This is a genomic window from Streptomyces sp. SD15 (assembly GCF_054462255.1).
This window is the reverse complement of the sequence record NZ_JBTLMO010000006.1, coordinates 219,680-242,310: the sequence shown is the minus strand read 5'-3', so window position 1 is coordinate 242,310 and position 22,631 is coordinate 219,680. Positions and strand designations below refer to the sequence as shown.

At 71.7% G+C, this 22,631-nt stretch carries 27 protein-coding genes; 6 read left to right on the top strand and 21 right to left on the bottom strand.

The features are described 5' to 3' along the window. Window positions 1-7: 7 nt before the first annotated feature. The 7 genes from trpM to hisI form a co-directional block, all read right to left on the bottom strand. Window positions 8-238: a tryptophan biosynthesis modulator TrpM gene (gene trpM, locus ACX28W_RS08870; RefSeq protein ID WP_458998231.1), complete on the bottom strand. Its 231-nt coding sequence runs from the start codon at window positions 236-238 to the stop codon at window positions 8-10. A 154-nt stretch (window positions 239-392) separates the two neighbouring features. Continuing rightward, window positions 393-1,202 carry an indole-3-glycerol phosphate synthase TrpC gene (gene trpC / locus ACX28W_RS08865; RefSeq protein ID WP_458998196.1) on the bottom strand — a complete coding sequence of 270 codons (810 nt, stop codon included), beginning with the start codon at window positions 1,200-1,202 and terminating at the stop codon, window positions 393-395. 166 nt (window positions 1,203-1,368) lie between these two features. After that, a complete protein-coding gene (locus ACX28W_RS08860) occupies window positions 1,369-1,866 on the bottom strand; it encodes a DUF2752 domain-containing protein (RefSeq protein ID WP_458998195.1) in 498 nt (165 codons plus the stop codon). 133 nt (window positions 1,867-1,999) lie between these two features. Further along, window positions 2,000-2,251, bottom strand: coding sequence for an HGxxPAAW family protein (locus tag ACX28W_RS08855; RefSeq protein ID WP_458998194.1), 252 nt, complete (start codon window positions 2,249-2,251; stop codon window positions 2,000-2,002). A 160-nt stretch (window positions 2,252-2,411) separates the two neighbouring features. Beyond that, complete coding sequence (locus ACX28W_RS08850) at window positions 2,412-3,065, bottom strand: TIGR02234 family membrane protein (RefSeq protein ID WP_458998193.1); 654 nt, start codon at window positions 3,063-3,065, stop codon at window positions 2,412-2,414. Window positions 3,066-3,309: 244 nt separating this feature from the next. Then, entirely contained in the window at window positions 3,310-4,788 is a 1,479-nt protein-coding gene (locus ACX28W_RS08845; protein WP_458998192.1) for an anthranilate synthase component I, read from the bottom strand. Window positions 4,789-4,799: 11 nt separating this feature from the next. After that, entirely contained in the window at window positions 4,800-5,201 is a 402-nt protein-coding gene (gene hisI, locus ACX28W_RS08840) for a phosphoribosyl-AMP cyclohydrolase (RefSeq protein ID WP_362066772.1), read from the bottom strand. 118 nt (window positions 5,202-5,319) lie between these two features. Between hisI and ACX28W_RS08835 the strand changes: the two genes are divergently transcribed. Beyond that, a complete protein-coding gene (locus ACX28W_RS08835; RefSeq protein WP_458998191.1) occupies window positions 5,320-5,955 on the top strand; it encodes a TIGR03085 family metal-binding protein in 636 nt (211 codons plus the stop codon). A gap of 9 nt (window positions 5,956-5,964) precedes the next feature. Here ACX28W_RS08835 and ACX28W_RS08830 read toward each other — a convergent pair whose 3' ends face one another. The 10 genes from ACX28W_RS08830 to hisD all read right to left on the bottom strand — a co-directional run bounded on the left by ACX28W_RS08830 (window position 5,965) and on the right by hisD (window position 13,667). Beyond that, on the bottom strand, window positions 5,965-7,242 hold the full coding sequence (locus tag ACX28W_RS08830; RefSeq protein WP_458998190.1) for an MFS transporter: 1,278 nt from the start codon (window positions 7,240-7,242) through the stop codon (window positions 5,965-5,967). 13 nt (window positions 7,243-7,255) lie between these two features. Then, window positions 7,256-7,843: a helix-turn-helix domain-containing protein gene (locus ACX28W_RS08825; RefSeq protein ID WP_458998189.1), complete on the bottom strand. Its 588-nt coding sequence runs from the start codon at window positions 7,841-7,843 to the stop codon at window positions 7,256-7,258. 119 nt (window positions 7,844-7,962) lie between these two features. Next, window positions 7,963-8,718, bottom strand: a complete 756-nt coding sequence (gene hisF, locus ACX28W_RS08820; protein WP_458998188.1) for an imidazole glycerol phosphate synthase subunit HisF — start codon at window positions 8,716-8,718, stop codon at window positions 7,963-7,965. Further along, window positions 8,715-9,113: a RidA family protein gene (locus tag ACX28W_RS08815; protein WP_458998187.1), complete on the bottom strand. Its 399-nt coding sequence runs from the start codon at window positions 9,111-9,113 to the stop codon at window positions 8,715-8,717. Before ACX28W_RS08815 ends, hisF begins: the two co-directional genes overlap by 4 nt. Then, window positions 9,110-9,835, bottom strand: coding sequence for a bifunctional 1-(5-phosphoribosyl)-5-((5-phosphoribosylamino)methylideneamino)imidazole-4-carboxamide isomerase/phosphoribosylanthranilate isomerase PriA (gene priA, locus ACX28W_RS08810; protein ID WP_458998186.1), 726 nt, complete (start codon window positions 9,833-9,835; stop codon window positions 9,110-9,112). The genes ACX28W_RS08815 and priA overlap by 4 nt, the downstream gene beginning before the upstream one ends. Next, window positions 9,832-10,479: an imidazole glycerol phosphate synthase subunit HisH gene (gene hisH, locus ACX28W_RS08805; protein ID WP_458998185.1), complete on the bottom strand. Its 648-nt coding sequence runs from the start codon at window positions 10,477-10,479 to the stop codon at window positions 9,832-9,834. Before hisH ends, priA begins: the two co-directional genes overlap by 4 nt. Then, window positions 10,470-10,634: a hypothetical protein gene (locus ACX28W_RS08800; protein ID WP_362066789.1), complete on the bottom strand. Its 165-nt coding sequence runs from the start codon at window positions 10,632-10,634 to the stop codon at window positions 10,470-10,472. The genes hisH and ACX28W_RS08800 overlap by 10 nt, the downstream gene beginning before the upstream one ends. Then, entirely contained in the window at window positions 10,631-11,233 is a 603-nt protein-coding gene (gene hisB, locus ACX28W_RS08795; protein WP_458998184.1) for an imidazoleglycerol-phosphate dehydratase HisB, read from the bottom strand. The genes ACX28W_RS08800 and hisB overlap by 4 nt, the downstream gene beginning before the upstream one ends. Then, window positions 11,230-12,348 (bottom strand): histidinol-phosphate transaminase, encoded by a 1,119-nt coding sequence (locus tag ACX28W_RS08790; RefSeq protein ID WP_458998183.1) that lies wholly within the window; start codon window positions 12,346-12,348, stop codon window positions 11,230-11,232. The genes hisB and ACX28W_RS08790 overlap by 4 nt, the downstream gene beginning before the upstream one ends. Then, the gene (gene hisD, locus ACX28W_RS08785; RefSeq protein ID WP_458998182.1) at window positions 12,345-13,667 is read right to left on the bottom strand and encodes a histidinol dehydrogenase; all 1,323 of its coding nucleotides are present in this window, start codon (window positions 13,665-13,667) and stop codon (window positions 12,345-12,347) included. The genes ACX28W_RS08790 and hisD overlap by 4 nt, the downstream gene beginning before the upstream one ends. A gap of 173 nt (window positions 13,668-13,840) precedes the next feature. Between hisD and ACX28W_RS08780 the strand changes: the two genes are divergently transcribed. The 4 genes from ACX28W_RS08780 to ybaK all read left to right on the top strand — a co-directional run bounded on the left by ACX28W_RS08780 (window position 13,841) and on the right by ybaK (window position 17,873). Continuing rightward, complete coding sequence (locus ACX28W_RS08780) at window positions 13,841-15,421, top strand: oxidoreductase (protein WP_458998181.1); 1,581 nt, start codon at window positions 13,841-13,843, stop codon at window positions 15,419-15,421. A 162-nt stretch (window positions 15,422-15,583) separates the two neighbouring features. Then, window positions 15,584-16,603: a hypothetical protein gene (locus ACX28W_RS08775; protein WP_458998180.1), complete on the top strand. Its 1,020-nt coding sequence runs from the start codon at window positions 15,584-15,586 to the stop codon at window positions 16,601-16,603. A gap of 11 nt (window positions 16,604-16,614) precedes the next feature. Next, window positions 16,615-17,355, top strand: a complete 741-nt coding sequence (locus ACX28W_RS08770) for an LON peptidase substrate-binding domain-containing protein (protein ID WP_458998179.1) — start codon at window positions 16,615-16,617, stop codon at window positions 17,353-17,355. A 17-nt stretch (window positions 17,356-17,372) separates the two neighbouring features. Further along, the gene (ybaK, locus tag ACX28W_RS08765; RefSeq protein ID WP_458998178.1) at window positions 17,373-17,873 is read left to right on the top strand and encodes a Cys-tRNA(Pro) deacylase; all 501 of its coding nucleotides are present in this window, start codon (window positions 17,373-17,375) and stop codon (window positions 17,871-17,873) included. 325 nt (window positions 17,874-18,198) lie between these two features. Here ybaK and ACX28W_RS08760 read toward each other — a convergent pair whose 3' ends face one another. From ACX28W_RS08760 to ACX28W_RS08745, 4 genes are all read right to left on the bottom strand, one after another. Beyond that, on the bottom strand, window positions 18,199-18,855 hold the full coding sequence (locus ACX28W_RS08760; RefSeq protein WP_458998177.1) for an AAA family ATPase: 657 nt from the start codon (window positions 18,853-18,855) through the stop codon (window positions 18,199-18,201). 34 nt (window positions 18,856-18,889) lie between these two features. Continuing rightward, window positions 18,890-19,711: an ABC transporter permease gene (locus ACX28W_RS08755; protein WP_458998176.1), complete on the bottom strand. Its 822-nt coding sequence runs from the start codon at window positions 19,709-19,711 to the stop codon at window positions 18,890-18,892. Window positions 19,712-19,814: 103 nt separating this feature from the next. Beyond that, on the bottom strand, window positions 19,815-20,786 hold the full coding sequence (locus ACX28W_RS08750) for an ABC transporter ATP-binding protein (protein ID WP_458998230.1): 972 nt from the start codon (window positions 20,784-20,786) through the stop codon (window positions 19,815-19,817). A 189-nt stretch (window positions 20,787-20,975) separates the two neighbouring features. Beyond that, window positions 20,976-22,193, bottom strand: coding sequence for an NYN domain-containing protein (locus ACX28W_RS08745; protein WP_458998175.1), 1,218 nt, complete (start codon window positions 22,191-22,193; stop codon window positions 20,976-20,978). 229 nt (window positions 22,194-22,422) lie between these two features. On the opposite strand from ACX28W_RS08745, the gene ACX28W_RS08740 reads away from it, so the two are divergent. After that, complete coding sequence (locus ACX28W_RS08740; RefSeq protein WP_458998174.1) at window positions 22,423-22,602, top strand: hypothetical protein; 180 nt, start codon at window positions 22,423-22,425, stop codon at window positions 22,600-22,602. Window positions 22,603-22,631: the final 29 nt, after the last annotated feature.

Genomic DNA, 22,631 nt, shown 5'->3' with positions numbered 1-22,631 from the left:
ACCCCGGTCAGCCCACCCGCAGGGTGGCGTCGGCCGGGGACGGCGCGAGCGCGCGTACGCCACCGCGCCATCGCATGCCGTTGACCTGACCCGGCTCATCGCCGATGACGTAGCGGACCCGGCGCCCGTGCACCCGTCGTGCGGGCGCCCGGCAGCCGCGCGGACGACAGCCGCGAGCGAGGCGGGCGTAGGGATTCCGGGCTGCCGAAGCGGCCGGGAGCGGAGCGGCGAATCGCACGCAGGGGCGCCCGGCGCACAAGCCTTCCTGGCCCGCGGACGAGTCCGCACCGTCCGAGTCCGGCGCGGCCGACCGCACGCACGCCGCGTCGCCGTCCGGGCGCGGGCCCGTGCGGGAAACGGCGGGAGCGTGGGTCGGCGCGGTCACCGGGGTGTCAGCCCCGTCCGTGCCGCAGCGCGGGGTGGGCCCCGGCCGCGACGAGGTCGGCGACCGCCGTCTTCGGGTCGCGGCCGGTGACGAGGGACTCGCCCACCAGGACCGCGTCGGCGCCGGCGTTGGCGTACGCGATGAGGTCGTGCGGCCCGCGGACACCCGATTCGGCGACCTTGATGAGGCCGGCCGGGATCTCGGGGGCGACCCGGTCGAAGGTGGAGCGGTCCACCTTGAGGTCCTTCAGGTTGCGCGCGTTGATACCGATCACCTTGGCGCCGGCGTCCACCGCCCGCTCGGCCTCGTCCTCGTCGTGCACCTCGACGAGCGGCGTGAGCCCGATGGACTCGGCGCGCTCGATGAGGGACTCCAGGGCGGGCTGCTCGAGGGCGGCCACGATCAGCAGCGCGAGGTCGGCGCCGTACGCACGGGCCTCCCACAGCTGGTACGACGTGACGATGAAGTCCTTGCGCAGCACCGGGATGTCCACGCGGGCGCGAACGGCCTCCAGGTCGGCCAGCGAGCCGCCGAAGCGCCGCTCCTCGGTGAGGACCGAGATGACGGCCGCGCCACCGGCTTCGTAGTCCGCGGCGAGCGCGGCAGGGTCGGCGATCGCGGCGAGCGCGCCCTTGGACGGGCTGGACCGCTTGACCTCGCAGATGACCTTGACGCCGTCACCGCGCAGGGCGGCCAGTCCGTCCTTGGCAGCAGGAGCCTTCGCCGCGCGCTCCTTGAGCTCGTCGAGGCTGACGCGCGCCTGCCGTTCCGCGAGGTCGGCACGGACTCCGTCGATGATCTCGTCGAGCACACTCACGCGAGCGGCCCCCTTCCCTGACGGTGGACTGTTGAAGCGGTTGAGCTGTTCGACCCTAAGCGCCGTCCCGGCGGTTCTGATGGGTCACTCTGATGGTATCCGCAGGACGGCGTAGCCCGCGCATCCGGTTGACGCCGGTCCCACTACCTGGACATTTGCCATTTGATCAAGGGCGCAGCCAGCCACCGAACGGCAGGTTCCGGACAACCGTGAAGGCCAGCAGCAACGCGCCGGCGGTCCACAGGTGCACGGGCCCCAGTTCGATCCGTACCGGGCGCCCGCGCATCGACCGGACCGCCCAGACGGTCCACACCGCCGCGAAGACCAGATATCCCAGGACGGCGAGCGCGTTGTTCGTGAGCGCCGTCGCGAGGTCTCCGTGCAGGAGGGCGTGCGCCCCGCGCAGGCCGCCGCAGCCGGGGCAGTACAGGCCCGTGTAGCGCAGGAGGGGGCAGACGGGGTAGTGCCCGGGCTCGTTGGGGTCCACGGCCCCGACATAGGCGAAGGCGCCGACGACGGCCGCGAGGACCCCTGCGGGGACGACGAGCCGCCGCAGCACAGCACCGCGCCCGACGGCCCCGGCCCTCTCGGGAAGCCCGACGGCAGGTCCCGCCTCCGGGCCGCGGGGCGTCACCCTCTGGGTTTCGGCGTTCACCTGACGCATTCTGCCCCGCACGCGCGCGTGACGCTCGCCTGTACGGCGCTTCGCCGTGTACGGCGCTTCGCCGCGGACGTGCGAGAGGCGGCCCCGGCAGAAGCCGGGACCGCCTCTCGAGAAGCCTTGCGGGTCGTACGGGTCAGCTCTCGGCGCCCACGGCCACGGCCTCGGGGACCGGGTGCGCGGTCGCCGTCGCGGCCTTCGGCTGGCCCAGGCCCGCCGCCCGCATGGCCATGCCGACGACACCGCCGAGGCCGACGATGACCATGCCGGCCCAGAAGCCCAGCGGGTCGGCCATCACCATGAAGGCACCCGATACGCAGAAACCGATGAAGGCGATGATGACACCGGTCCAGGCGGCCGGGGTGTGGCCGTGGCTGCTGCCCGCCATGACTTGCTCCTCGTTGCTGTTTGCGTGTGTGAGTCGGACGCTCAGCGTCCATTGTCCCGTACCCGCGCCCCTGCCGTGAGCGCGGGGTCTCCCCTCGCACGTCGGTTCGGCCAAGTCACGACGAAAGGCCCGGGGCTCAAGTCCCCGCGGCCACCGGGACCTAAGTCCCGGCCGGGTCGGGGCCCGTCGGGTCCTCGCCGCGGTCGAGCGCCTTCCAGATGTCCTCGGGCCGGTCGGGGTCGACGGGCTTGGCCTTGCGCGGCCGGGGCGTCCCGTCGCGCTCGTAGCGGCCGGACAAGGTGGGCCACAGCCGTCCGTAGCGCAGCGCGAGGAGCCCGGCGAGGAGGATGAGCGCCCCGCCCACCGCGGCGACGTACGGCCAGGCGGTGTGGCTGAGGGCGTCCGCGGTGGAGGCGGTGTCGCCGGAGGCCGCCGCGGCCTTCTCGTCGAGGGCGGAGCTGTCACCGGCGCCGAGCACCGCCGCGACGACCGTGCCGGCGCCGGAGAGCGCGAGCAGCGCGGAGACCAGGAAGCGCCCGGAGCGGCGGACGGCGAACACGGCGACGAGCGCGGCGAGGCCCACTATGGCGAGCGCCGCGGGTACGCCCGTGACGTCGCTGCCGCTGGCGGTCAGCGGGAAGTCGCCGCCGGCCACCGTCGCGGTGCCCTCCGACCAGCTCTGCCGGGTGGACAGCAGCGCCACGGCCGCGCCGAGGGCGCCGCCGAGCAGGGCGACGGCGAGGCTGCGGCGGCCGGACCGGTCGGGTCCGGCCGCTTTCGAGCGAGGGTGCGGTACAGCAGTCATGTACTCCACTATCGCGTCAACCGCTCGGCGTCGAGACACCGGGCTTGCACAACGGGCGCCACTGGGCGTGACGAGACGCTTGCGTCCAGCTCCACAGTCGTGGAACAGGGGTGATTGACTGCACCCCGCGCCTACGTGTTCGACGTCCCGTACGAAACCGGGTCCACCGGCATGCCGGAGTTGTGCCTTCAAGGACTCCCACGTGGGACAACGAACGTAGCGTAATCATCCGGTTACCGACAAGTCCCGCAGGTCATCCAGCCAGCCGGTTCGCCGTGTGCACCGCGCGCAGCACCGCAGCCGCCTTGTTGCGGCACTCGTGGTCCTCCGCGACGGGGTCGGAGTCGGCGACGATTCCGGCGCCGGCCTGGACGTACGCGGTGCCGTCGCGCAGCAGGGCCGTACGGATGGCGATGGCGGTGTCGGAGTCGCCCGCGAAGTCCAGATAGCCCACGCAGCCGCCGTACAGCCCGCGCCTGGACGGCTCGAGCTCGTCGATGATCTGCATCGCGCGCGGCTTGGGAGCTCCGGAGAGGGTGCCGGCCGGGAAGCAGGCCGTCAGCACGTCGAAGGCCGTACGGCCCGCCGCGACCCGTCCGGTCACGGTCGACACGATGTGCATCACGTGCGAGTACCGCTCGATGGACATGAAGTCGACGACCTCGACGGAGCCCGGCTCGCAGACCCGTCCGAGGTCATTGCGTCCCAGGTCGACGAGCATCAGGTGCTCGGCCCGCTCCTTGGGGTCGGCGATGAGTTCGTCGGCGAGGGCCTGGTCCTCCTGGACGGTGGCGCCGCGCGGCCGGGTGCCCGCGATGGGGTGCACCATCGCCTGCCCGTCCTCGACCTTGACCAGGGCCTCCGGGGACGAGCCGACGACGTCGAAGCCCTCGAAGCGGAAGAGGTACATGTACGGGGAGGGGTTGGTCGCCCTGAGGACCCGGTAGACGTCCAGCGCGCTTGCCGTGCACGGCGTCTCGAAGCGCTGGGAGGGGACGACCTGGAAGGCCTCGCCGGCCCGGATGCGCTCCTTGACGTCCTCGACGGCGTCCCGGAAGTCCGGTCCGCCCCACAGGGCCGTGTACTCGGGGAGCGCGGACGGGGGGAGCGCAGCGGGCGGCTGCGAGACGGCGCGCGAGAGGTCGGCCTCCATGGCGTCGAGGCGCGCGACGGCGTCGGCGTACGCCTCGTCGACGCCCGTGTCGAGGTCGTTGTGGTTGATCGCGTTGGCGATCAGCTGGACCGAGCCGTCCCAGTGGTCCATGACGGCCAGGTCGCTGGTGAGCAGCATGGTCAGCTCGGGCAGCTTCAGGTCGTCCCGCTCGCCGGGGCCGATCTTCTCCAGGCGGCGCACGATGTCGTAGCCGAGATAGCCGACCATGCCGCCGGTGAACGGCGGCAGGCCCTCTCCGTGGGGCGTGTGCAGCGCCTCGATGGTGGCGCGCAGGGCGGCGAGCGGGTCGCCGTCGACGGGGACGCCGACGGGCGGTGTGCCGAGCCAGTGGGCCTGTCCGTCGCGTTCGGTGAGAGTGGCGGACGAGCGGACACCCACGAAGGAGTAACGAGACCAGGAGCGGCCGTTCTCGGCGGATTCCAGGAGGAAGGTGCCGGGGCGCTCGGCGGCCAGCTTGCGGTACAGCGCGACCGGCGTGTCGCCGTCCGCGAGGAGCTTGCGGCTGACGGGGATCACGCGGCGGTCGGTGGCCAGCTTGCGGAACGTCTCGAGGTCCATGGCGGCTGACCTTACTGACCCAGCGGCGGTACGCCCGAATCGGCGTCCTTGAGCAGGACGTCGGCGTCGAAACAGGTGCGGGCACCGGTGTGGCAGGCGGCGCCGACCTGGTCGACCTTGACGAGGACGGTGTCGGCGTCGCAGTCGAGGGCGACGGACTTCACGTGCTGGAAGTGGCCGGAGGTGTCGCCCTTCACCCAGTACTCCTGGCGGCTGCGGGACCAGTAGGTGCAGCGGCCCGTGGTGAGGGTGCGATGCAGCGCCTCGTCATCCATCCAGCCGAGCATCAGCACTTCACCGGTGTCGTACTGCTGGGCGATGGCGGGGACGAGCCCGTCGGCGCTGCGCTTGAGGCGTGCGGCGATCTCGGGGTCAAGGCCGGTGGGCCTGCTGGGCGGGGGCGTGCTGGTCATGCGGACCATTGTGCCGCGCCGCAAGGACGCGCCCGGCGGTTGTCCACAGGCCGGACCGCGCCCCCTGCCCGCCGATGTCCACTGGGCTGCGTCCGGGACCGGTCGTAGGCTTGCTGACATGTCGACCCATGCGAAGCGTGAACGACTTCTCCTCGCCGACCTGTTGGAGGCGCTGGGCCCTGAGGCCCCCACCCTCTGCGAGGGCTGGAACACCCGTGACCTCGCCGCGCACGTGGTGGTGCGCGAGCGCCGCGCGGACGCCGCGGGCGGGATTCTGATCAAGCAGCTCGCGCCGCGTCTGGAGCGGGTGCAGACGGAGTTCGCCGAGAAGCCGTACGAGGAGCTGATCCTGCTGATCCGTACGGGGCCGCCGCGCTTCTCGCCGTTCTCGGTGAAGCAGATCGACGAGGCGTCGAACACGATCGAGTTCTATGTCCACACCGAGGACGTACGGCGCGCGCAGCCGGACTGGACGCCGCGCGAGCTGGACCCGGTCTTCCAGAACGCCCTGTGGTCCCTGTTGGAGCGCTCGGCCCGCCTGACCGGTCGTGGCGCCCCGACCGGCCTGGTGCTGCGCCGCCCGGACGGCCAGACGGTGGTCGCGCACAAGGGCACACCGGTCGTGACGGTGACCGGCGAGCCCTCGGAGCTGCTGATGTTCGCCTATGGACGGCAGCAGGTGGCCGATGTCGAGCTGGTGGGCGACAAGGACGCGATCGCGAAGCTGCACGAGACGAAGCAGCTCGGGCTCTGAGCGGCCTTCTCAACGGGGCAGCTCGGCGCGGCGCAGGTCCCGGAAGCACAGCACGAGGATCCCGCCGAGGCCGCAGACCGCGGCGCTGGTGACGAAGACCGGGCCGGTGCCCCACCAGCCGATCGCGGCGGCGGTCAGCGGCATGCTCAGCGGGGCGAGGCCGAGGCTGACGAGGCCGGCGACGGCGCTGACCCGGCCCAGGTAGGCGGGGTCCGCCTGGGTCTGCAGCAGGGCGCCGCACAGGGCTCCGCTGAGTCCGGCGAGCAGCCCGACGAGGAGGGCGACACCGACGGCCGCGGCGACACTCGGTACGTAGGCGAGGGCGCCGATCGCGACCGAGCTCGTCAGGATCGCGACGGCTGCCACGCGTCCGGCGTGCGGCAGCCGGCCGCGCACGGTCAGCAGCAGCGCGGCGGCCCCCGCGCCGATCCCGAACCCGGCGAGCACCCAGCCCATGCCGGAGGCGCCCCAGCCGCGCCGGTCGGCCAGCAGGGTCAGGCCCACGTTGAGCGGTCCGACGAACCCGAGGTCGCCGAGGGCGATGGCGGCGATGAGCGGGGCTAGGACGGGGTGACGGCGGATGTAGCGCAGCCCGTCCCGGAGGTCCCGCCAAGGAGTGCGCTCAGCGACCTCGCCGCGGGAGTCGTGGGCGTCGTCGGCGTCGTCGGCGGGCAGTTCCTTCATCCGTACGGAGATCAGCAACGGCACCGACACGGCGATCAGCATCCCCGCGAGGCCGAAGGCCGCCGCCGCGCCGCCGAGCGCCACGCCGAGGCCGCCGAGCGGGGCGCCCACCACGTTGGCGAAGCGGATCGCGAGGCCCCGCATGCCCTGGACCCGGGCGAGCTGGCTGCGGCCGGTGACGCGGGCCGGGAGGGCGCCCACGGCGGGCATGAAGACGGCGTCGACGGTGCCGAAGACGACGGCGAGCAAGGCCAGCAGCCACAGCCCCGGACTGGCCGCGAACAGCAGCGCGGCCGCCGCGAGGACGGCCGCGCAGCGCACGGCGTCGCTGCCGATGACGACCTTGCGCGGCCCGAAGCGGTCGGCGACCACGCCCCCGCCCAGCATCAGCAGGGCCCGCGGCACGGCGCTCACGGCCATGACCATTCCGGCCTGCGAGGGTGTTCCGGCCTGGACCGCGGCCCAGGACAACGCGATGTAGTAGACGTTGTCGCCGATCATCGACGAGGTGTAGGCGCCGAGCCAGCGCAGGACGTTGCCGTCGCGGTGGGCGGGTCTGTCCGCAACGGGCTGCGGGGCCGGGGGAATGACGGTCGCGGTCACGGGGCGCGTCCTCTCAGGGGCGGAAGGGGAAGCCGTACACGTGCAGCGCGACGTTCTCGCGCCCTTCGGTGTCGCCGGTGGCCTCGGCGGCGCGGCCCATCTCGTCGTACTTCTTGGCAAGGGCGAGCAGCTCCTTGCCGAGCTCGGTCAGTTCGGCGGGGGTCAGGCGCAGCAGGGACTCGTTGTCGGGGGCAGCGGAGTTCCACTCAGGGCCCCAGAAGGGACGCTCGTCGAGGTAGCGCCGGTACATGTCGCTGCGCTGCTCGTGGAAGAGGCGGGTGGCCGCCAGGTGCGCCGCCGCCCTCTCGGGCGCGTCCCGGAAGTCCTTGTCCTTGATGCTGACGCCCTCCGATGACGGCTGCCACCAGCGCTCCCGGCCGTCCCCGCTCTGCGGCTGCGCCTCCTCGATCAGCCCGTGCTCGGCGAGCTTGCGCAGGTGGTAGCTGACCAGGGAGACGGCCTCGTCGACCTGGTCGGCGAGCTGCGAGGCGGTGGCCACGCGCGCCACGCACAGCGCTCGGTACAGCTTCATCCGCAGCGGGTGGGCGAGCGCCTTGAGCGTGCCGATGTCCGTGATGGGGTGGTTCCCCTTGGCCGTCATGCGCTCCAGGCTAGATAGGAAAGAAAAATTGCACAATATAAGTTGCGCAACTTTTCTTTCCTGTCCCGTCAAAGCCGAGCCCCGGCCACCAGGTGACCGGGGCTCACAGCCGTGTGGCGTCAGCGCACGGGATGCCCCGCGCCCCGCAGCGTCTCCTTCACCTCGCCGATCCGCAGATCCCCGAAGTGGAAGACGGACGCGGCGAGCACGGCGTCCGCGCCCGCGGCGACGGCGGGCGGGAAGTCGGCGAGCCGCCCCGCGCCGCCGCTGGCGATCAGCGGCACGGTCACGTGCTTGCGTACGGCCTCGATCATCTCGATGTCGTAGCCGTCCTTCGTGCCGTCCGCGTCCATGGAGTTGAGCAGGATCTCGCCCGCGCCCAGCTCGGCGGCCCGATGGGCCCACTCGACGGCGTCGATACCGGTGCCCTTGCGCCCGCCGTGGGTGGTGACCTCGAAGGACCCGCTCTCGGTCCGGCGCGCGTCCACGGACAGCACCAGCACCTGCCGCCCGAACCGCTCGGCGATCTCGCGAATCAGCTCGGGCCGGGCGATGGCCGCCGTGTTGACGCCGACCTTGTCGGCGCCGGCCCGCAGCAGCTTGTCGACGTCCTCGGCGGTGCGCACGCCGCCGCCCACGGTCAGCGGGATGAAGACCTGCTCGGCGGTGCGCCGCACCACGTCGTACGTGGTCTCGCGGTTGCCGGAGGACGCGGTGATGTCCAGGAACGTCAACTCGTCGGCGCCCTCGGCGTCGTACACCTTGGCCATCTCGACGGGGTCGCCCGCGTCGCGCAGGTTCTGGAAGTTGACGCCCTTGACGACCCGGCCGTTGTCCACGTCCAGGCAGGGGATGACTCGGACGGCGAGGGTCATGACTGCGGTGCCTCTCGGTACGCCTCCACCTCGACCTCGACGACCAGACGCGGGTCCACGAAGCCGGAGACGATGATCATGGATGCGGCGGGGCGGACGGTGTCGAACAGCTCCTTGTGGGCGCGGCCGACCTCCTCCACATCCCGGGCGTGGGTGATGTACATGCGCGTACGGACCACGTCGTCGCGGCCGAGGCCGAGCTCCTTCAGGGCCGCGAACGCGACGTTGAAGGAGTTCACCGCCTGCTCGTACGGGTCACCGCCGACGATCGCTCCGTCGATCACGGAGGTGCAGCCGGCCACCAGCACCAGGCCGTTGGGCAGCTCCACCGCGCGGGAGTAGCCGAAGGCATCCTCCCAGGGAGCGCCGGTCGAGACGCGTCGCACATCGCTCACTTGGCTACCGCCTCCAGGGCCTCTTCCAGCGTGAACGCCTTCGCGTACAGGGCCTTTCCGACGATGGAGCCCTCGACGCCGAGGGGCACCAGCTCGGCGATGGCACGCAGGTCGTCCAGGGAGGACACACCGCCGGAGGCCACCACCGGGCGGTCCGTCGCGGCGCACACAGTGCGCAGCAGCTCCAGGTTCGGGCCCTGCAGCGTGCCGTCCTTCGCGATGTCCGTCACCACATACCGCGCGCAGCCCTCGGAGTTGAGGCGCTCCAGCGTCTCGTAGAGGTCGCCGCCGTCGCGGGTCCAGCCGCGACCGCGCAGTGTCGTGCCGCGTACGTCGAGACCGACCGCGATCTTGTCGCCGTGCTCGGCGATGACCTTGGCGACCCACTCCGGGGTCTCCAGAGCGGCGGTGCCCAGGTTCACCCGGGTGCAGCCGGTGGCGAGCGCGGCGGCCAGGGTCTCGTCGTCGCGGATGCCGCCGGACAGCTCGACCTTGATGTCCATCGCCCCTGCGACCTCGGCGATCAGCGCGCGGTTGTCGCCGGTGCCGAACGCGGCGTCCAGGTCGACGAGGTGCAGCCACTCGGCGCCCGCGCCCTGCCAGGCGAGGGCGGCCTCGAGGGGGGAGCCGTAAGAAGTTTCCGTCCCGGACTCGCCGTGCACGAGGCGGACGGCCTGGCCGTCGCGGACGTCGACGGCGGGAAGGAGTTCGAGCTTGCTCACAGGGTTCCGATCCAGTTGGTGAGGAGCTGGGCTCCGGCGTCGCCGGACTTCTCGGGGTGGAACTGCGTGGCCCACAGTGCGCCGTTCTCGACGGCCGCCACGAAGGGCTTGCCGTGCGTCGACCAGGTCACCAGGGGTGCGCGCAGCGCCGGGTTCGCGACTTCCAGGGACCAGTCGTGGACGGCGTAGGAGTGGACGAAGTAGAAGCGCGCGTCGGCGTCGAGCCCCGCGAAGAGCTGCGAGCCGGCCGGGGCCTCGACCGTGTTCCAGCCCATGTGGGGCACGATGTCGGCCTGGAGCGGCTCGACGCTGCCGGGCCACTCGTCCATGCCCTCGCTCTCCACGCCGTGCTCGATGCCGCGCGCGAACAGGATCTGCATGCCGACGCAGATGCCCATGACGGGACGGCCGCCCGAGAGCCGGCGACCGATGATCCAGTCACCGCGGGCGTCCTTGAGCCCCTGCATGCAGGCGGCGAAGGCACCGACGCCCGGGACCAGCAGCCCGTCCGCGTTCATCGCCGTGTCGAAGTCGCGCGTGATCTCGACCTCGGCGCCCGCGCGCGCGAGGGCGCGCTCGGCGGAACGCACGTTCCCGAAGCCGTAGTCGAAGACAACCACCTTTTTAGGGGTGCTCAATTCCACACCTCCAGCCTCATGACGCCCGCGACGAGACACATCGTCGCGCCGAACGAGAGCAGCACGATGAGGCTCATGGGCATCTTCTGCTTGACGAAGGAGTAGATGCCGCCGAGGAGGAAGAGTCCGACGATGATCAGGATGCTCGACAGGCCGGTCACAGCGCGCCCTTCGTGGAGGGGAGGATCCCGGCGGCGCGCGGGTCGTGCTCGGAGGCGTACCGCAGCGCCCGGGCCAGGGCCTTGAACTGGCACTCCACGATGTGGTGTGCGTTGCGCCCGTAGGGCACGTGCACGTGCAGCGCGATCTGGGCCTGGGCGACGAAGGACTCCAGGATGTGCCGGGTCATCGTCGTGTCGTACTCGCCGATCATCGGCGCCATGTTCTCGGGCTCGGTGTGCACGAGGTACGGGCGGCCGCTCAGGTCCACCGTCACCTGGGCGAGCGACTCGTCCAGCGGGACCGTGCAGTTCCCGAAGCGGTAGATCCCCACCTTGTCGCCGAGCGCCTGCTTGAAGGCGGCGCCCAGCGCGAGGGCGGTGTCCTCGATGGTGTGGTGCGAGTCGATGTGCAGGTCGCCCTCGGTCTTCACGGTCAGGTCGAACAGACCGTGCCGGCCGAGCTGGTCGAGCATGTGGTCGTAGAAGCCGACGCCCGTCGCCACATCGACCTTGCCGGACCCGTCGAGATCGATCTCGACGAGGACCGAGGTCTCCTTGGTTCTCCGCTCGACTCTTCCGACACGCCCATCGCGAGTCATGCGCTCTGCTCCTTCTTCAGTTCACGTACCGCGTCGAGGAACGCGTCGTTTTCGGCGGGGGTTCCGGCGCTGACCCGCAGCCACCCCGGTACGCCGTTGTCCCGGACCAGGACACCCTGGTCGAGGATCTTCTGCCAGGCCTCGTGCGAGCCCTTGCTGCCGTCGAATCGCCCGAACTGGACGAAGTTCGCGTCGGACTCGGTGACCTCGTAGCCGATCGCACGCAGTTCGGTGACGAGCCGGTCCCGCTCGGCCTTCAGCTCCTCCACGTACCCGAGCAGCGTGTCGGTGTGCTCCAGGGCGGCCAGCGCGGTCGCCTGGGTGACGGCCGACAAGTGGTACGGCAGCCGTACGAGCTGGACGGCGTCCACGACCGCCGGGTGCGCGGCGAGATAGCCGAGGCGCAGTCCCGCCGCCCCGAAGGCCTTGGACATGGTCCGCGAAACGACGAGATTCGGCCGACCTTCGAGCAGCGGCAGCAGCGAGTCGCCATGGCTGAACTCGATGTAGGCCTCGTCGACGATCACCATGGAGGGCTTGGCGGCCTGCGCGGCCTCGTACAGCGCGAGGACCGTCTCGGGCGGCACCGCGTTGCCCGTGGGGTTGTTGGGGGTGGTGATGAAGACGACGTCCGGCCGGTTCTCTGCGATGGCCTGCTCGGCGGCGACGAGGTCGATGGTGAAGTCCTCGTCGCGGGGGCCCGAGATCCAGCCGGTCCCGGTGCCGCGCGCGATGAGCGCGTGCATGGAGTACGACGGCTCGAAGCCGATCGCCGTACGGCCGGGGCCACCGAAGGTCTGCAGCAGCTGCTGGATGACCTCGTTCGAGCCGTTCGCCGCCCAGACGTTCTCGAGGCCGACCCGGTGCTTGCCGGTCCTCGTCAGGTACTTGGCCAGCTCCGTACGCAGCTCGACCGCGTCCCGGTCGGGGTAGCGGTTGAGGTTGCGGGCGGCATCGCGCACACGCTCGGCGATCCGCTCGACGAGGGGTTCGGGCAGCGGGTACGGGTTCTCGTTGGTGTTCAGGCGTACGGGGACGTCGAGTTGGGGCGCGCCGTAGGGGGACTTGCCGCGCAGCTCGTCCCGTACGGGAAGATCATCGATTTCGATGGTCACTTGGTGGGCACCTTCCAACCGAACCTTGCCTTGATCGCCGCGCCGTGGGCCGGCAGGTCCTCCGCCTCCGCCAGCGTCACCACGTGATGTGCCACGTCGGCCAGCGCGTCCTTCGTGTAGTCGACGATGTGGATGCCGCGCAGGAAGGACTGGACGGACAGGCCCGAGGAGTGGCAGGCGCAGCCGCCGGTGGGCAGGACGTGGTTGGAGCCCGCCGCGTAGTCGCCCAGCGACACGGGCGCCCAGGGGCCGACGAAGATCGCGCCCGCGTTCTTCACCCGGTCGGCCACCGCGGCCGCGTCCGCCGTCTGGATCTCCAGGTGCTCGGCGCCGTACGCGTCGACCACGCGCAACCCGTCGTCCACGCCTTCGACCAGCACGATCGCGGACTGCCTGCCGTTCAGCGCCGGGACGATCCGGTCCTCGATGTGCTTGGTGGCCGCGACCTGCGGCTCCAGCTCCTTCTCGACGGCATCCGCGAGCTGAGGGGAGTCCGTGACGAGGACGGCGGCGGCGAGTGGGTCGTGCTCGGCCTGGCTGATCAGGTCGGCGGCGACGTGCACCGGGTCGGCGGTCTCGTCGGCGAGGATCGCGATCTCGGTGGGACCGGCCTCCGTGTCGATGCCGATCTTGCCGGTGAAGTAGCGCTTGGCGGCGGCGACCCAGATGTTGCCGGGGCCCGTGACCATGTTGGCCGGGGCGCAGGACTCGGTGCCGTGCGCGAACATCGCGACGGCCTGGGCGCCGCCGACCGCGTACACCTCGTCGATGCCGAGGAGGGCGCAGGCGGCGAGGATCGTCGGGTGCGGAAGGCCGTCGAACTCCTTCTGCGGCGGGGAGGCCAGGGCCATGGAGGCGACTCCGGCCTCCTGCGCCGGGACCGCGTTCATGATCACGGACGACGGGTACACGGAGCGTCCGCCCGGCGCGTACAGGCCCACGCGCTCGACCGGCACCCACTTCTCGGTGACCGAGCCACCCGGCACGACCTGGGTGGTGTGCGTGGTGCGGCGCTGGGCACGGTGGACCAGGCGGGCGCGGCGGATGGATTCCTCCAGGGCCGCGCGCACGGCCGGGTCGAGCTGCTCCAGGGCGTCCTTGACGGCCTGCGCCGGGACCCGTACGGACTCCAGCCGTACGCCGTCGAACTTCTCCGCGTAGTCGATCAGTGCCGCGTCCCCGCGATGATGCACGGCCTCGCAGATCGGACGCACCTTCTCCAGGGCGGCAGACACGTCGAAGTCGGCTCGGGGCAGCAGGTCGCGCAGGGCGTAGCCCTCGGGGAGGGCGTCGCCGCGCAGGTCGATTCGGGAGATCACAGACCCAATTCTCTCAGACCGCGATAAGGCGCCGGACGCCTGTATCAATGACTGATACAAGCCACCTTCGATTCCACGGAAGATCCCCGTCACCAGTAGCGTTCGACCCGTCACACAGCGGGCATGAACGGTTGTATGAAACCCGTGAGTAGCTGGGGAGGAAGGGAAGTGCCGTGACCGACGGTGCCGGCATCCACGGCGGGGACCTGCCGGACGAATTGACCGCCACCGAGGCCGGGATGTGGCAGGCCTTCCGCGACGGCAGCGTGTACGACCTGCGCAGCGGCGACATGACCGTCGACGATCCGCACGGCGGCCATCCATGGGGGCCCGAGCGCAGCGTCCGGGCACGGATCGTGGCCTGGCTGCTGCTCGACGGGCCGCCCGCCCTCCAGGGCCGGGTCGCCTCCCTGAAGCTGACCGGCGTACAGATCACCGACGTCCTCGACCTCGCGGGCGGCACCGTGGTGCCGTACATCGAGATGAAGGGCTGCCGGTTCGAGAAGGAGATCCTGCTTCCGGAGGCCCGCTTCACGACCGCACGCCTGGTCAACTGCTCGGTGCCGCGCCTGGAGGCGGCCCGCGTGCACACCGAGGGCGATCTGCATCTGCCGCGCTGCCGCTTCCACAACGGCGTACGGCTGACCGACGCGCACATCGGCACGGATCTGCTGCTCAACCAGGCCGTGGTCTACCGGGACCGACGCGGGCGTTCGATCACCGGCGACGGCATGACCGTCGGCCAGGATCTGCAGGCCGAGATGCTGGAGTCGCACGGCGAGCTGAGCCTGCGCGGTGCCACCATCGGCGTCTCACTCAGCCTGCGCGGCAGCAAGCTGAGCAATCCGTACACCCGCCTCGCTCTGAACGCGCCCCAGTTGACCGTCAACCGCACGATGTACATGACCCCCGCAGGCGTCGGTAATCCGCTGCTGACCAACGGCACGACTCCGGCTCGCGGCACGCTGGTGCAGCGGTTCGAGTGCCAGGGCGGGATCCGGCTCGACGACGGCCGGTTCGGGGACGCGGTCGACTTCGAGCGGGCCCGCTTCACCTTCGACGACGACCACGAGCTGTCGCTGCTGCGGGTCCAGACGCCGGAGCTGCGCTTCCTCGGGGAGCATCCCGAGCGCGGCAAGGTCGTGCTGTCCGGCGCGCGGATCGTCAATCTGGTCGACCGGGCGGACAGCTGGCCGGGCCCGGGCCGCCTCCACATGGGCGGCTTCGGCTACGAGAACCTCGTGCCGCAGGGCGCGTTCCCGCTGACCCGGCGCCTGGAGTGGGTGGCGGCGGCGACCGCCGAGTACAACCCGGAACCCTACGAACGCCTGGCCACGGTGCTGCGCAACTCCGGCGAGGACGAGGACGCGCGCGAGGTGCTGCTCGCCAAGCAGCGCCGCCGCCGCGAGACCCTGCCGCTCGCGGCCAAGCTGTGGGGGTACGCACAGGACTGGACGGTCGCCTACGGATACCGGCCGGGGCGGGCCGCACTGTGGATGGCGGTGCTCTGGGCGGCGACGTCGGTCGCGTTCGCGCACTCCAGCCATCCGCCGATCAAGGACGGCGAGCATCCGCCGTGGAGCGCCTCACTGTTCGCCCTCGACCTGCTGCTGCCGGTGATCGACCTCGGCCAGGTGGGCTTCTGGCAGCTGCACGGCGGCTGGCAGTGGCTGTCCGCGGTGGTGATCCTGCTGGGCTGGATCCTGGCGACGACGGTGGCGGCGGGGGCGACACGGATGCTGCGCCGAAGCTGAGCACAGGGGCCGGTCTGTTTCACTTACAGCCCCCAAGAGCAGAACAACGCTCACTTTTTTACTTGCCCTTGACTGTTTAACGTACAACCAAATGAGGGTTACAAAAGCTTCACCACGCACCCCCTGGCACAGCTCCGACCTGCGGTTTTCAATGGCGACACCATGGCACTGCTGAGCGCGCTCATCCGTACGGCCCGGATGGCCAGGAACTCCTCGCGCCTCGCCGCCGGACTGCCCACCGACGACGAGGTACTGCTGGACGCCCCCGACGAGCGGCTCGGGCCGGCCCTCGTCGCGGCGGGCCGAGGCGACTACGGCGCCGCGGCCAAGCTGCTCGCCACCACGCGCGAGGCCGCCGAGTGGGAGAACCGCGACCGGTACGTGATGCGCCTCGCGGCCTTCGCGCGCACCCGCGACGAGTGGCTCCAGCTGTGGCAGGAGGAGTCCCCGCACGACCCGGACGCCCTGCTGGTCAAGGCCGAGCTGGCGGTACGCCGCTGGTGGCGGTCGCCCGCCCGCGCCGAGCTGCTGGGCCAGGTCGGCCCGCTGATCGGCGCCGCCGCCGAGGGCGACCCGCGCGACCCGGTGCCCTGGCGGATCGCGCTCGACCACGCCCGCGGCACCAACGCCGGGCACACCGAGTTCGAGAAACTGTGGGGCGAGGCGGTACGCCGCTCCCCGCACCACTACGGCTGCCACGTGGCCGCCCTGAAGTACCTGTCGGCCGCCTGGTACGGCTCCCACCGCGAGTGCTTCGACTTCGCCGAGCGGGCCGCCCAGGACGCGCTGCCGGGCTCCCTGGTGCAGGCGCTGCCGGTACGCGCGGCCTTCGCGTATCTCACCGAGGGCGGCGGTGCGGTGGTCCTGCGCGAGCGACTCGACGCGGCGGCCGACCTCGCGATCGCGGTCTCCGCGACGTATCCGGCCGCCGACCCCTGGCCCGCGGAGGTCCGCAACCTCCTCACCTACGTCCTGATCAGGCTGGAGCGCTGGACGGACGCCCTGGAACAGCTCCGCCTCATCGGTCCCTACGCGACCTCGTTCCCCTGGGACCGGGTCTCCGACGACCCGCTGAGCCAGTTCCTCGAGCTGCGCGACGGCGTCCGCCTGGAGGTCGCTGCGAACACCCCCCTGCATCCACGGAGTGAGCACGGCGGACGCGCCCGCTCCGGCGACCATTAGGCTTTCGCGTCGTGACCACCGTCCGGCTCCCGCTCTTCCCCCTGAACACGGTTCTGTTCCCGGGGCTCGTGCTTCCTCTGAACATCTTCGAGGAGCGCTATCGCGCCATGATGCGCGATCTGCTGAAGATCCCAGAGGACGAACCGCGCCGGTTCGCCGTCGTCGCCATCCGCGACGGCCACGAGGTCGCACCCAGCGCACCCGGCCTGCCGGACCAGACGGCCGTGCCGCAGCGCGGGCCCGCGGCCGGTTTCGGCGACGACCCGCTCGCCGCCTTCCACGAGGTGGGCTGCGTCGCGGACGCGGCGACCATCCGGGAGCGCGCCGACGGCAGCTTCGAAATACTGGCGACGGGCACCACACGCGTACGGCTGCTGTCCGTGGACACCTCGGGCGCATTCCTCACCGCCGAGCTGGAGGAGCTGCCCGAGGAGCCGGGCGAGGAGGCCGGTGCGCTCGCCGAAGGGGTGCTGCGGGCCTTCCGCCAGTACCAGAAGCGGCTCGCGGGCGCCCGTGAGCGCTCGCTGTCCACCGGCGCCGACCTGCCGGACGACCCGGCCGTCGTCTCCTACCTCGTCGCCGCCGCCGTGATGCTCGACATCCCGGCGAAGCAACAGCTGCTCCAGGCTCCCGACACGGCCTCCCGCCTCCGCGAGGAACTGAAACTGCTGCGCACGGAGACGGCGATCATCCGCAATCTGCCGTCGCTTCCGGCATCGGAGCTGACACGCGGCCCGACGAGTCTCAACTGACGCATTCGAGAAGGCAGATGGCGAAGAAGTCGAAGAAGCAGCAGCCCGGGGGCACGCCGGCGACGGTGGCCCTGACCGCCGCGGGCGTCACGTACACCGTCCACGCCTACGAGCACGACCCCGCGCACCCCTCCTACGGCGACGAGGCCGCCGAGGCGATGGGCGTGTCCCCCGACCGGGTCTTCAAGACCCTGGTGGCGGACGTGGACGGCTCCCTCGTGGTCGCCGTGGTCCCCGTCGCGGGCTCGCTCGACCTGAAGGCCCTGGCCACGGCGGTGGGCGGCAAGCGCGCAGCGATGGCGGACCCGGCGGCCGCCGAACGCACCACGGGCTACGTCCGCGGCGGCATCTCCCCCCTGGGCCAGCGCAAGAAGCTCCCCACCGTGCTGGACGCGTCGGCCGCGGCCCACGCCACGATCTGCGTCTCGGCGGGCCGCCGCGGCCTCGAGGTGGAACTCGCCCCGGACGACCTCGCCAACCTCACGGAAGCGGTCTGCGCCCCCGTCGCCCGTGCGTGACCCCTCGACGGATGCCCTGCCTTCGGTTAAGCACGAAGGGCATGTCGAAGAAAACACGCAAACGCAAGTGGCGCATCAAGAAGGGCCGCTCGAACCACGGCCACCGACCGGCCTGACACCGCGTTCCTTCGCTCCTCCCGTCAGCCCGTCCGGCGTTTGAGGACGAGCCCTTCGGGCGAGAGCGGGGCCGAGGGCGGGGTCCCACCCCAGCGGGGGTCCAGGGGCGCAGCGCCCCTGGCGGGGGTCTGGGGGCGGAGCCCCCAGGGGATGGGTCGGGTAGGGGCGGCGGGGGCGAAGAAATCCCCAGGGCTCCCCTGGACCCCGCCTACCCCGCCGGAGGCGCCGCGTACGGACTCGCGTAAGGATCCGGATCCCGCGGCCCGAACAACGCGGTCAACCCGAGATGAACCACCAGCCCCGCCAGGGACCACGCCAACAACGCCCCCTTCGCCCCCAGCTTCAACGGCGCCGAGAAGGTAACCCCTTCCCCCACCGCCTTGGCATGGGCGACCACGTCCTGCGTGGGCCCGAGCCATATCCCGACCCGCCAGGCGAGCACCGACCCGAGCACACCCCCCACGGCCAGCGCAACGACCAACGGCACACCCCCACGCCGCCGCACCAGAAACACCACCACCGCGCTGACCGCCCCGAACGCGAGCGCGAGCAGCGTGAACGTTCCGTCGACCCCGATGGCCTGCTCGCCCTCGGTGTCCTTCAGATACACCGCGCTGTCGTCCGCGACCAACGGCACATGCGGCGCCAGCCACCACCACAGCACACCCAGCAGCACCCCCGCGACCGCCACCGCCACCGTGATCACGGCGGCCTCACGCACTTCGGTCTTCATCCCGGGACCGTCCTGTTCGTACCCGGCGATCCCCGCGACGCCGACACCACCGGCGGGCGGAGCCTGCCAGGCGTCGGCGCTGTCGGAGGGCTGTTCATGCGGCGGCGGAGGCGGAGTCAGCGGTGCGGTCACTCTGACATCGTGCCAGGCCCGGCTGTCAGCCGCGTCACCGGACGGCCGCCCGGCGGTACGCCCAGGTCGCCACGGCCAGCGAGGCCGCCCCGACGCCCGCGCAGACGGCAAGGTCACCGAGGACGAGGGCCCAGTCGGGATGGTCGCCGAAGGTCCGCGCGAAGGCCTCGACGCCATACGTCGAGGGCAGCAGATCACGCCCGTACTGCACGACCGTCGGCATCCGGTCCGCCGGCAGCACCCCCAGCAGCAGCGCCGCCGACATCCCCAGCTGCCCCAGCAGCGTGGCGAGCTCGGGTCGCGGCGCGAGCAGCCCGAACGCCGCCCCCAGCCCGGCGAGCGCGGCCCCCGCGAGCGGGATCACCGCGGCGAGCACCCACAGGTGGGCCATCGGCAGCCCGAAGAGCACACAGCCGAAGACGGCGGTGGCGATGGTCCCGGGCACGGTGAAGGACGCGTACGCGCCCGCGGCGCCCAGCACGACCGCGGCCGGCGGCACCGGCAGCGTCGCGTAGTGGTCGAGCCCACCGCTGGCCCGGAGCTGTCCGAAGTACTGCGCGAGGAGGTTGAGCGCGACGAAGGCGACCACCAGGACCGACGCCCCGGCCACCACGGCCCGCGCCTCCGCCCCGCCGTCCACCACGCCCCGCATCATGATCATGATGCCGACGGACTGGAAGGTGGCCACGAACAGCAGCGGGATCCGCGCGACGCGCGCCCGGGAGAGCTGCGCCCGGTACACGGCGGCGAGCGAGGGCCACAGCCGCGCCCGCGGCGCGAGTTCCACCGCGTCGCCGACACCCTCCGCCAGGGACAGCGCACTGCCCGGCAGCACCTCAGCGGGTACGACACTCACGTCGAGCTGCTCCTCTTCGCTCCGGCAGCCGTCCAGTTCCCAGCGCCCACGACGCCCCTCCCCCTCCGCACACACACCCGTACGGATTCCACGCGCCGCGCACTCACGCCTTCACCAGCCCCTGCGTATTGCCCCCGAGCGCCAGATAGACGTCCTCGAGGCTCGGCGTGGCCAGCGTGAAGTCGTCCAGGGCGACGAAGGCGGCGCCTCCGGTGACCGTGGCGACGACCGCGCGGGCCTCCTCCGGGGCGAGCCGCAGGGTCCAGCGGCGGCCCGACTCCACGGCTCGGGGGCGCAGCGCGGCGACCTCGGGCACGTCGAGCGGAGCCCTCTCGCGCCAGACCAGGTCGACCCGCACCTCGCCGGCGACCTGTTCCTTCAGCCCGGCCGGGGTGTCGCAGGCGATGACGCGGCCCTGGTCGAGGACGGCGACCCGGTCGAGGACCGTCTCCGCCTCGATGACGTTGTGGGTGACCAGCAGTACGGTCGCGCCGTGCTCGGACCGGCGCCGGTCGATCGCCGCCCAGACGGCGCGCCGGGCCACCGGGTCCATGCCGGTGGTGGGCTCGTCGAGGACGAGCAGCGGCCGCTTTCCGACCAGTGCGGCGGCGAGGCAGGCGAGCCGCCGCTGCCCGCCGGACAGCTTCTTCAGGGGGCGGGCGGCGAGCGGGGTGAGGCCGAGTTCGTCGAGGACCGCGTCCCGCTCGGCCCGCGCCTCGCGGACCTCGAGGCCGCGCAGCCGCCCGGTCGTCTCCGCGGCGAGCGACACGGTCAGCTCGTCGAGGGCGGTGGACTCCTGCCCGAGGTACGCGAGGATCCGCGCCGCCCGCTCGGGATGGCGCACGATGTCGTGCCCGAGGATCTCGACGCTGCCGCTGTCGGGGCGCATGAGCCCGGTCAGCTGCCGTACGAGGGTCGACTTCCCGGCGCCGTTGGGCCCGAGCAGCCCGAAGATCTCACCGCGCCGGATGTCCAGACGTACCCCGTCGGTGGCCCGTACCTCAGGCGTGCCGGGGGCGCCGCGGCGTCCGCGCACGGCCGGATAGGTCTTGGTCAGAGAGCGCACCGCGCACACGACATCGCCCCCGTGCCTGTTGTGGGCTGCCTGTGCCGTGCGCGTACTCACGAAGGACGAGCCTACGGGGTCCGATGCCCCGTTATACGCCCGGGGCCTCGTCCCGCCCCCGCCGCGGGCCATCCGGGACCGCGCCCCACCCCCCACCACCAGCGAACCCGGACGCACACGCAAGCCCAGGACTCCGGCTCATTCCCCGGCAGGGGCGTGTTCCGCCGCCGTCCGTACGTCGATCTCGCGCCAGAAGCCCGCCCGGATCGCGTACCGATCGTGCTCGTCGATCTGATCGTCCTTGTGCGCGAGCAGCCCGAAGCGTGCCGCGTAGCGCAGCAGCTCCCCGTCCACGCGGTGCGGCACCCGCGGATACATCGTGGACAGCTTCTGCAGATGACTCTGGTCGGTCAGCCGCCCCATCCAGCGGCGGGCGAAGACCTGCCCCACCTCGTAGGGATCGCCGCCGACCGTGGTGATGTCCTCCTCGCGGTCCGCCCACCGCTGCTCGGCGGAGGTGAGCTGGGCGAGCGTCGGCAGCGCGGCGGCGTCCGCGGGCTCGGTGGCACCGCCGGGCCGGTCGATCCATCCCTTGTCCGACGACCACCGCAGGGTCGCGCTCGCGGGCTGCTGGGCGGTGTGCGTGCCGGGCGCGCGCAGTGCGGCCAGGTCCTTCGGCGTGGGCACACCCTTGGACGCGGGCACCCGCTCCTCGCTGCCGTTCTGCGATTCGGCCGCCGGGCCGTGCTCCGCCTCCGGGGCGGTCCGCTCGGTGGCGGCACCGAGCGCCGAGTCGGGCAACGGCGCGGAGAGGATAGCGGCGATCTCGGGGCGCGGCGCGGGCGACGGCGCGCAGATCCCGCCGAATTCCTTGGCACGCACGGCCTTGGTGATCCAGGTCCGGTCGAGCACACGGCGTTCGTCGGCCTCGGCGACCAGGTCCTCGGACTGGTTGTAGTCGCCGTCGGCGGCCTGCACGGCCCACAGGTGTACGGCGACCCCGTGCTCCTTGGCGGCCATCATGCCCGGCAGCAGATCCCCGTCGCCGGTCACCAGGACCACGTCGGAGCAGGCGCGATTGCGGGCCAGCTCGGTGAGCTCGGCGTGCATCGCGGCGTCGACGCCCTTCTGCGCCCATCGTCCGTCGCTACGGGTCAGCGCGCCCAGGCGCACCGTCACCCGCGGCATCACGCGCAGCCTGCGGTGCTCCGGTTGCGGTACGCGGTCGGGGGCGCCGTCGAACCAGTAGATGCGCAGCAGGGGTCGCTCCGTGTCGGACTCGGCGCGCTCGCGCAAACCCTGGATGAGGGCGGCGTGGTCGACGGTGATCCGGGATCGCGAAGGCTCCCCGGCGAGGAGACTGGCGGCAGCCCCGAGCAGGTACCCGGCGTCCACCAGGACGATGCAGCGGTCCACGCGGTCCACCCTCTTTCCGGTTTCCGGGAGGTTTGCTTCGGGCTTCCTTCGAGTCTGCCCGACGGCGCGGAGGTTAACGGCCCGAACTCGATCTTCGGCGTGGCGGATCGGTGAAGCACTCTCCGACAGGGCTTATTACGCACGGTAATTCCACGAAATGCGCTGCTTGTCAGGCTATGTGAATCTGGTCCCGGCCCTGGCCCCTAGAGCCCCACAGGAGGCAATCACCATGGCCAAGAACAAGAACCGCAAGCAGGGCGGCCAGCAGGACCGCTCCTCGCAGGCCGAGCGTGCGCAGGAGCAGGCGCAGCGGTCCTCGACAGAGGCGCAGCAGTCGCCGATGCCGCAGGTCCAGGGCAGCCCCGCGGATGTGGCCCGTAAGCACCAGAAGCGCTTCGGCCACAACTGAGGCCAGGTGTAAGGGCTGTTGAAGCCCAG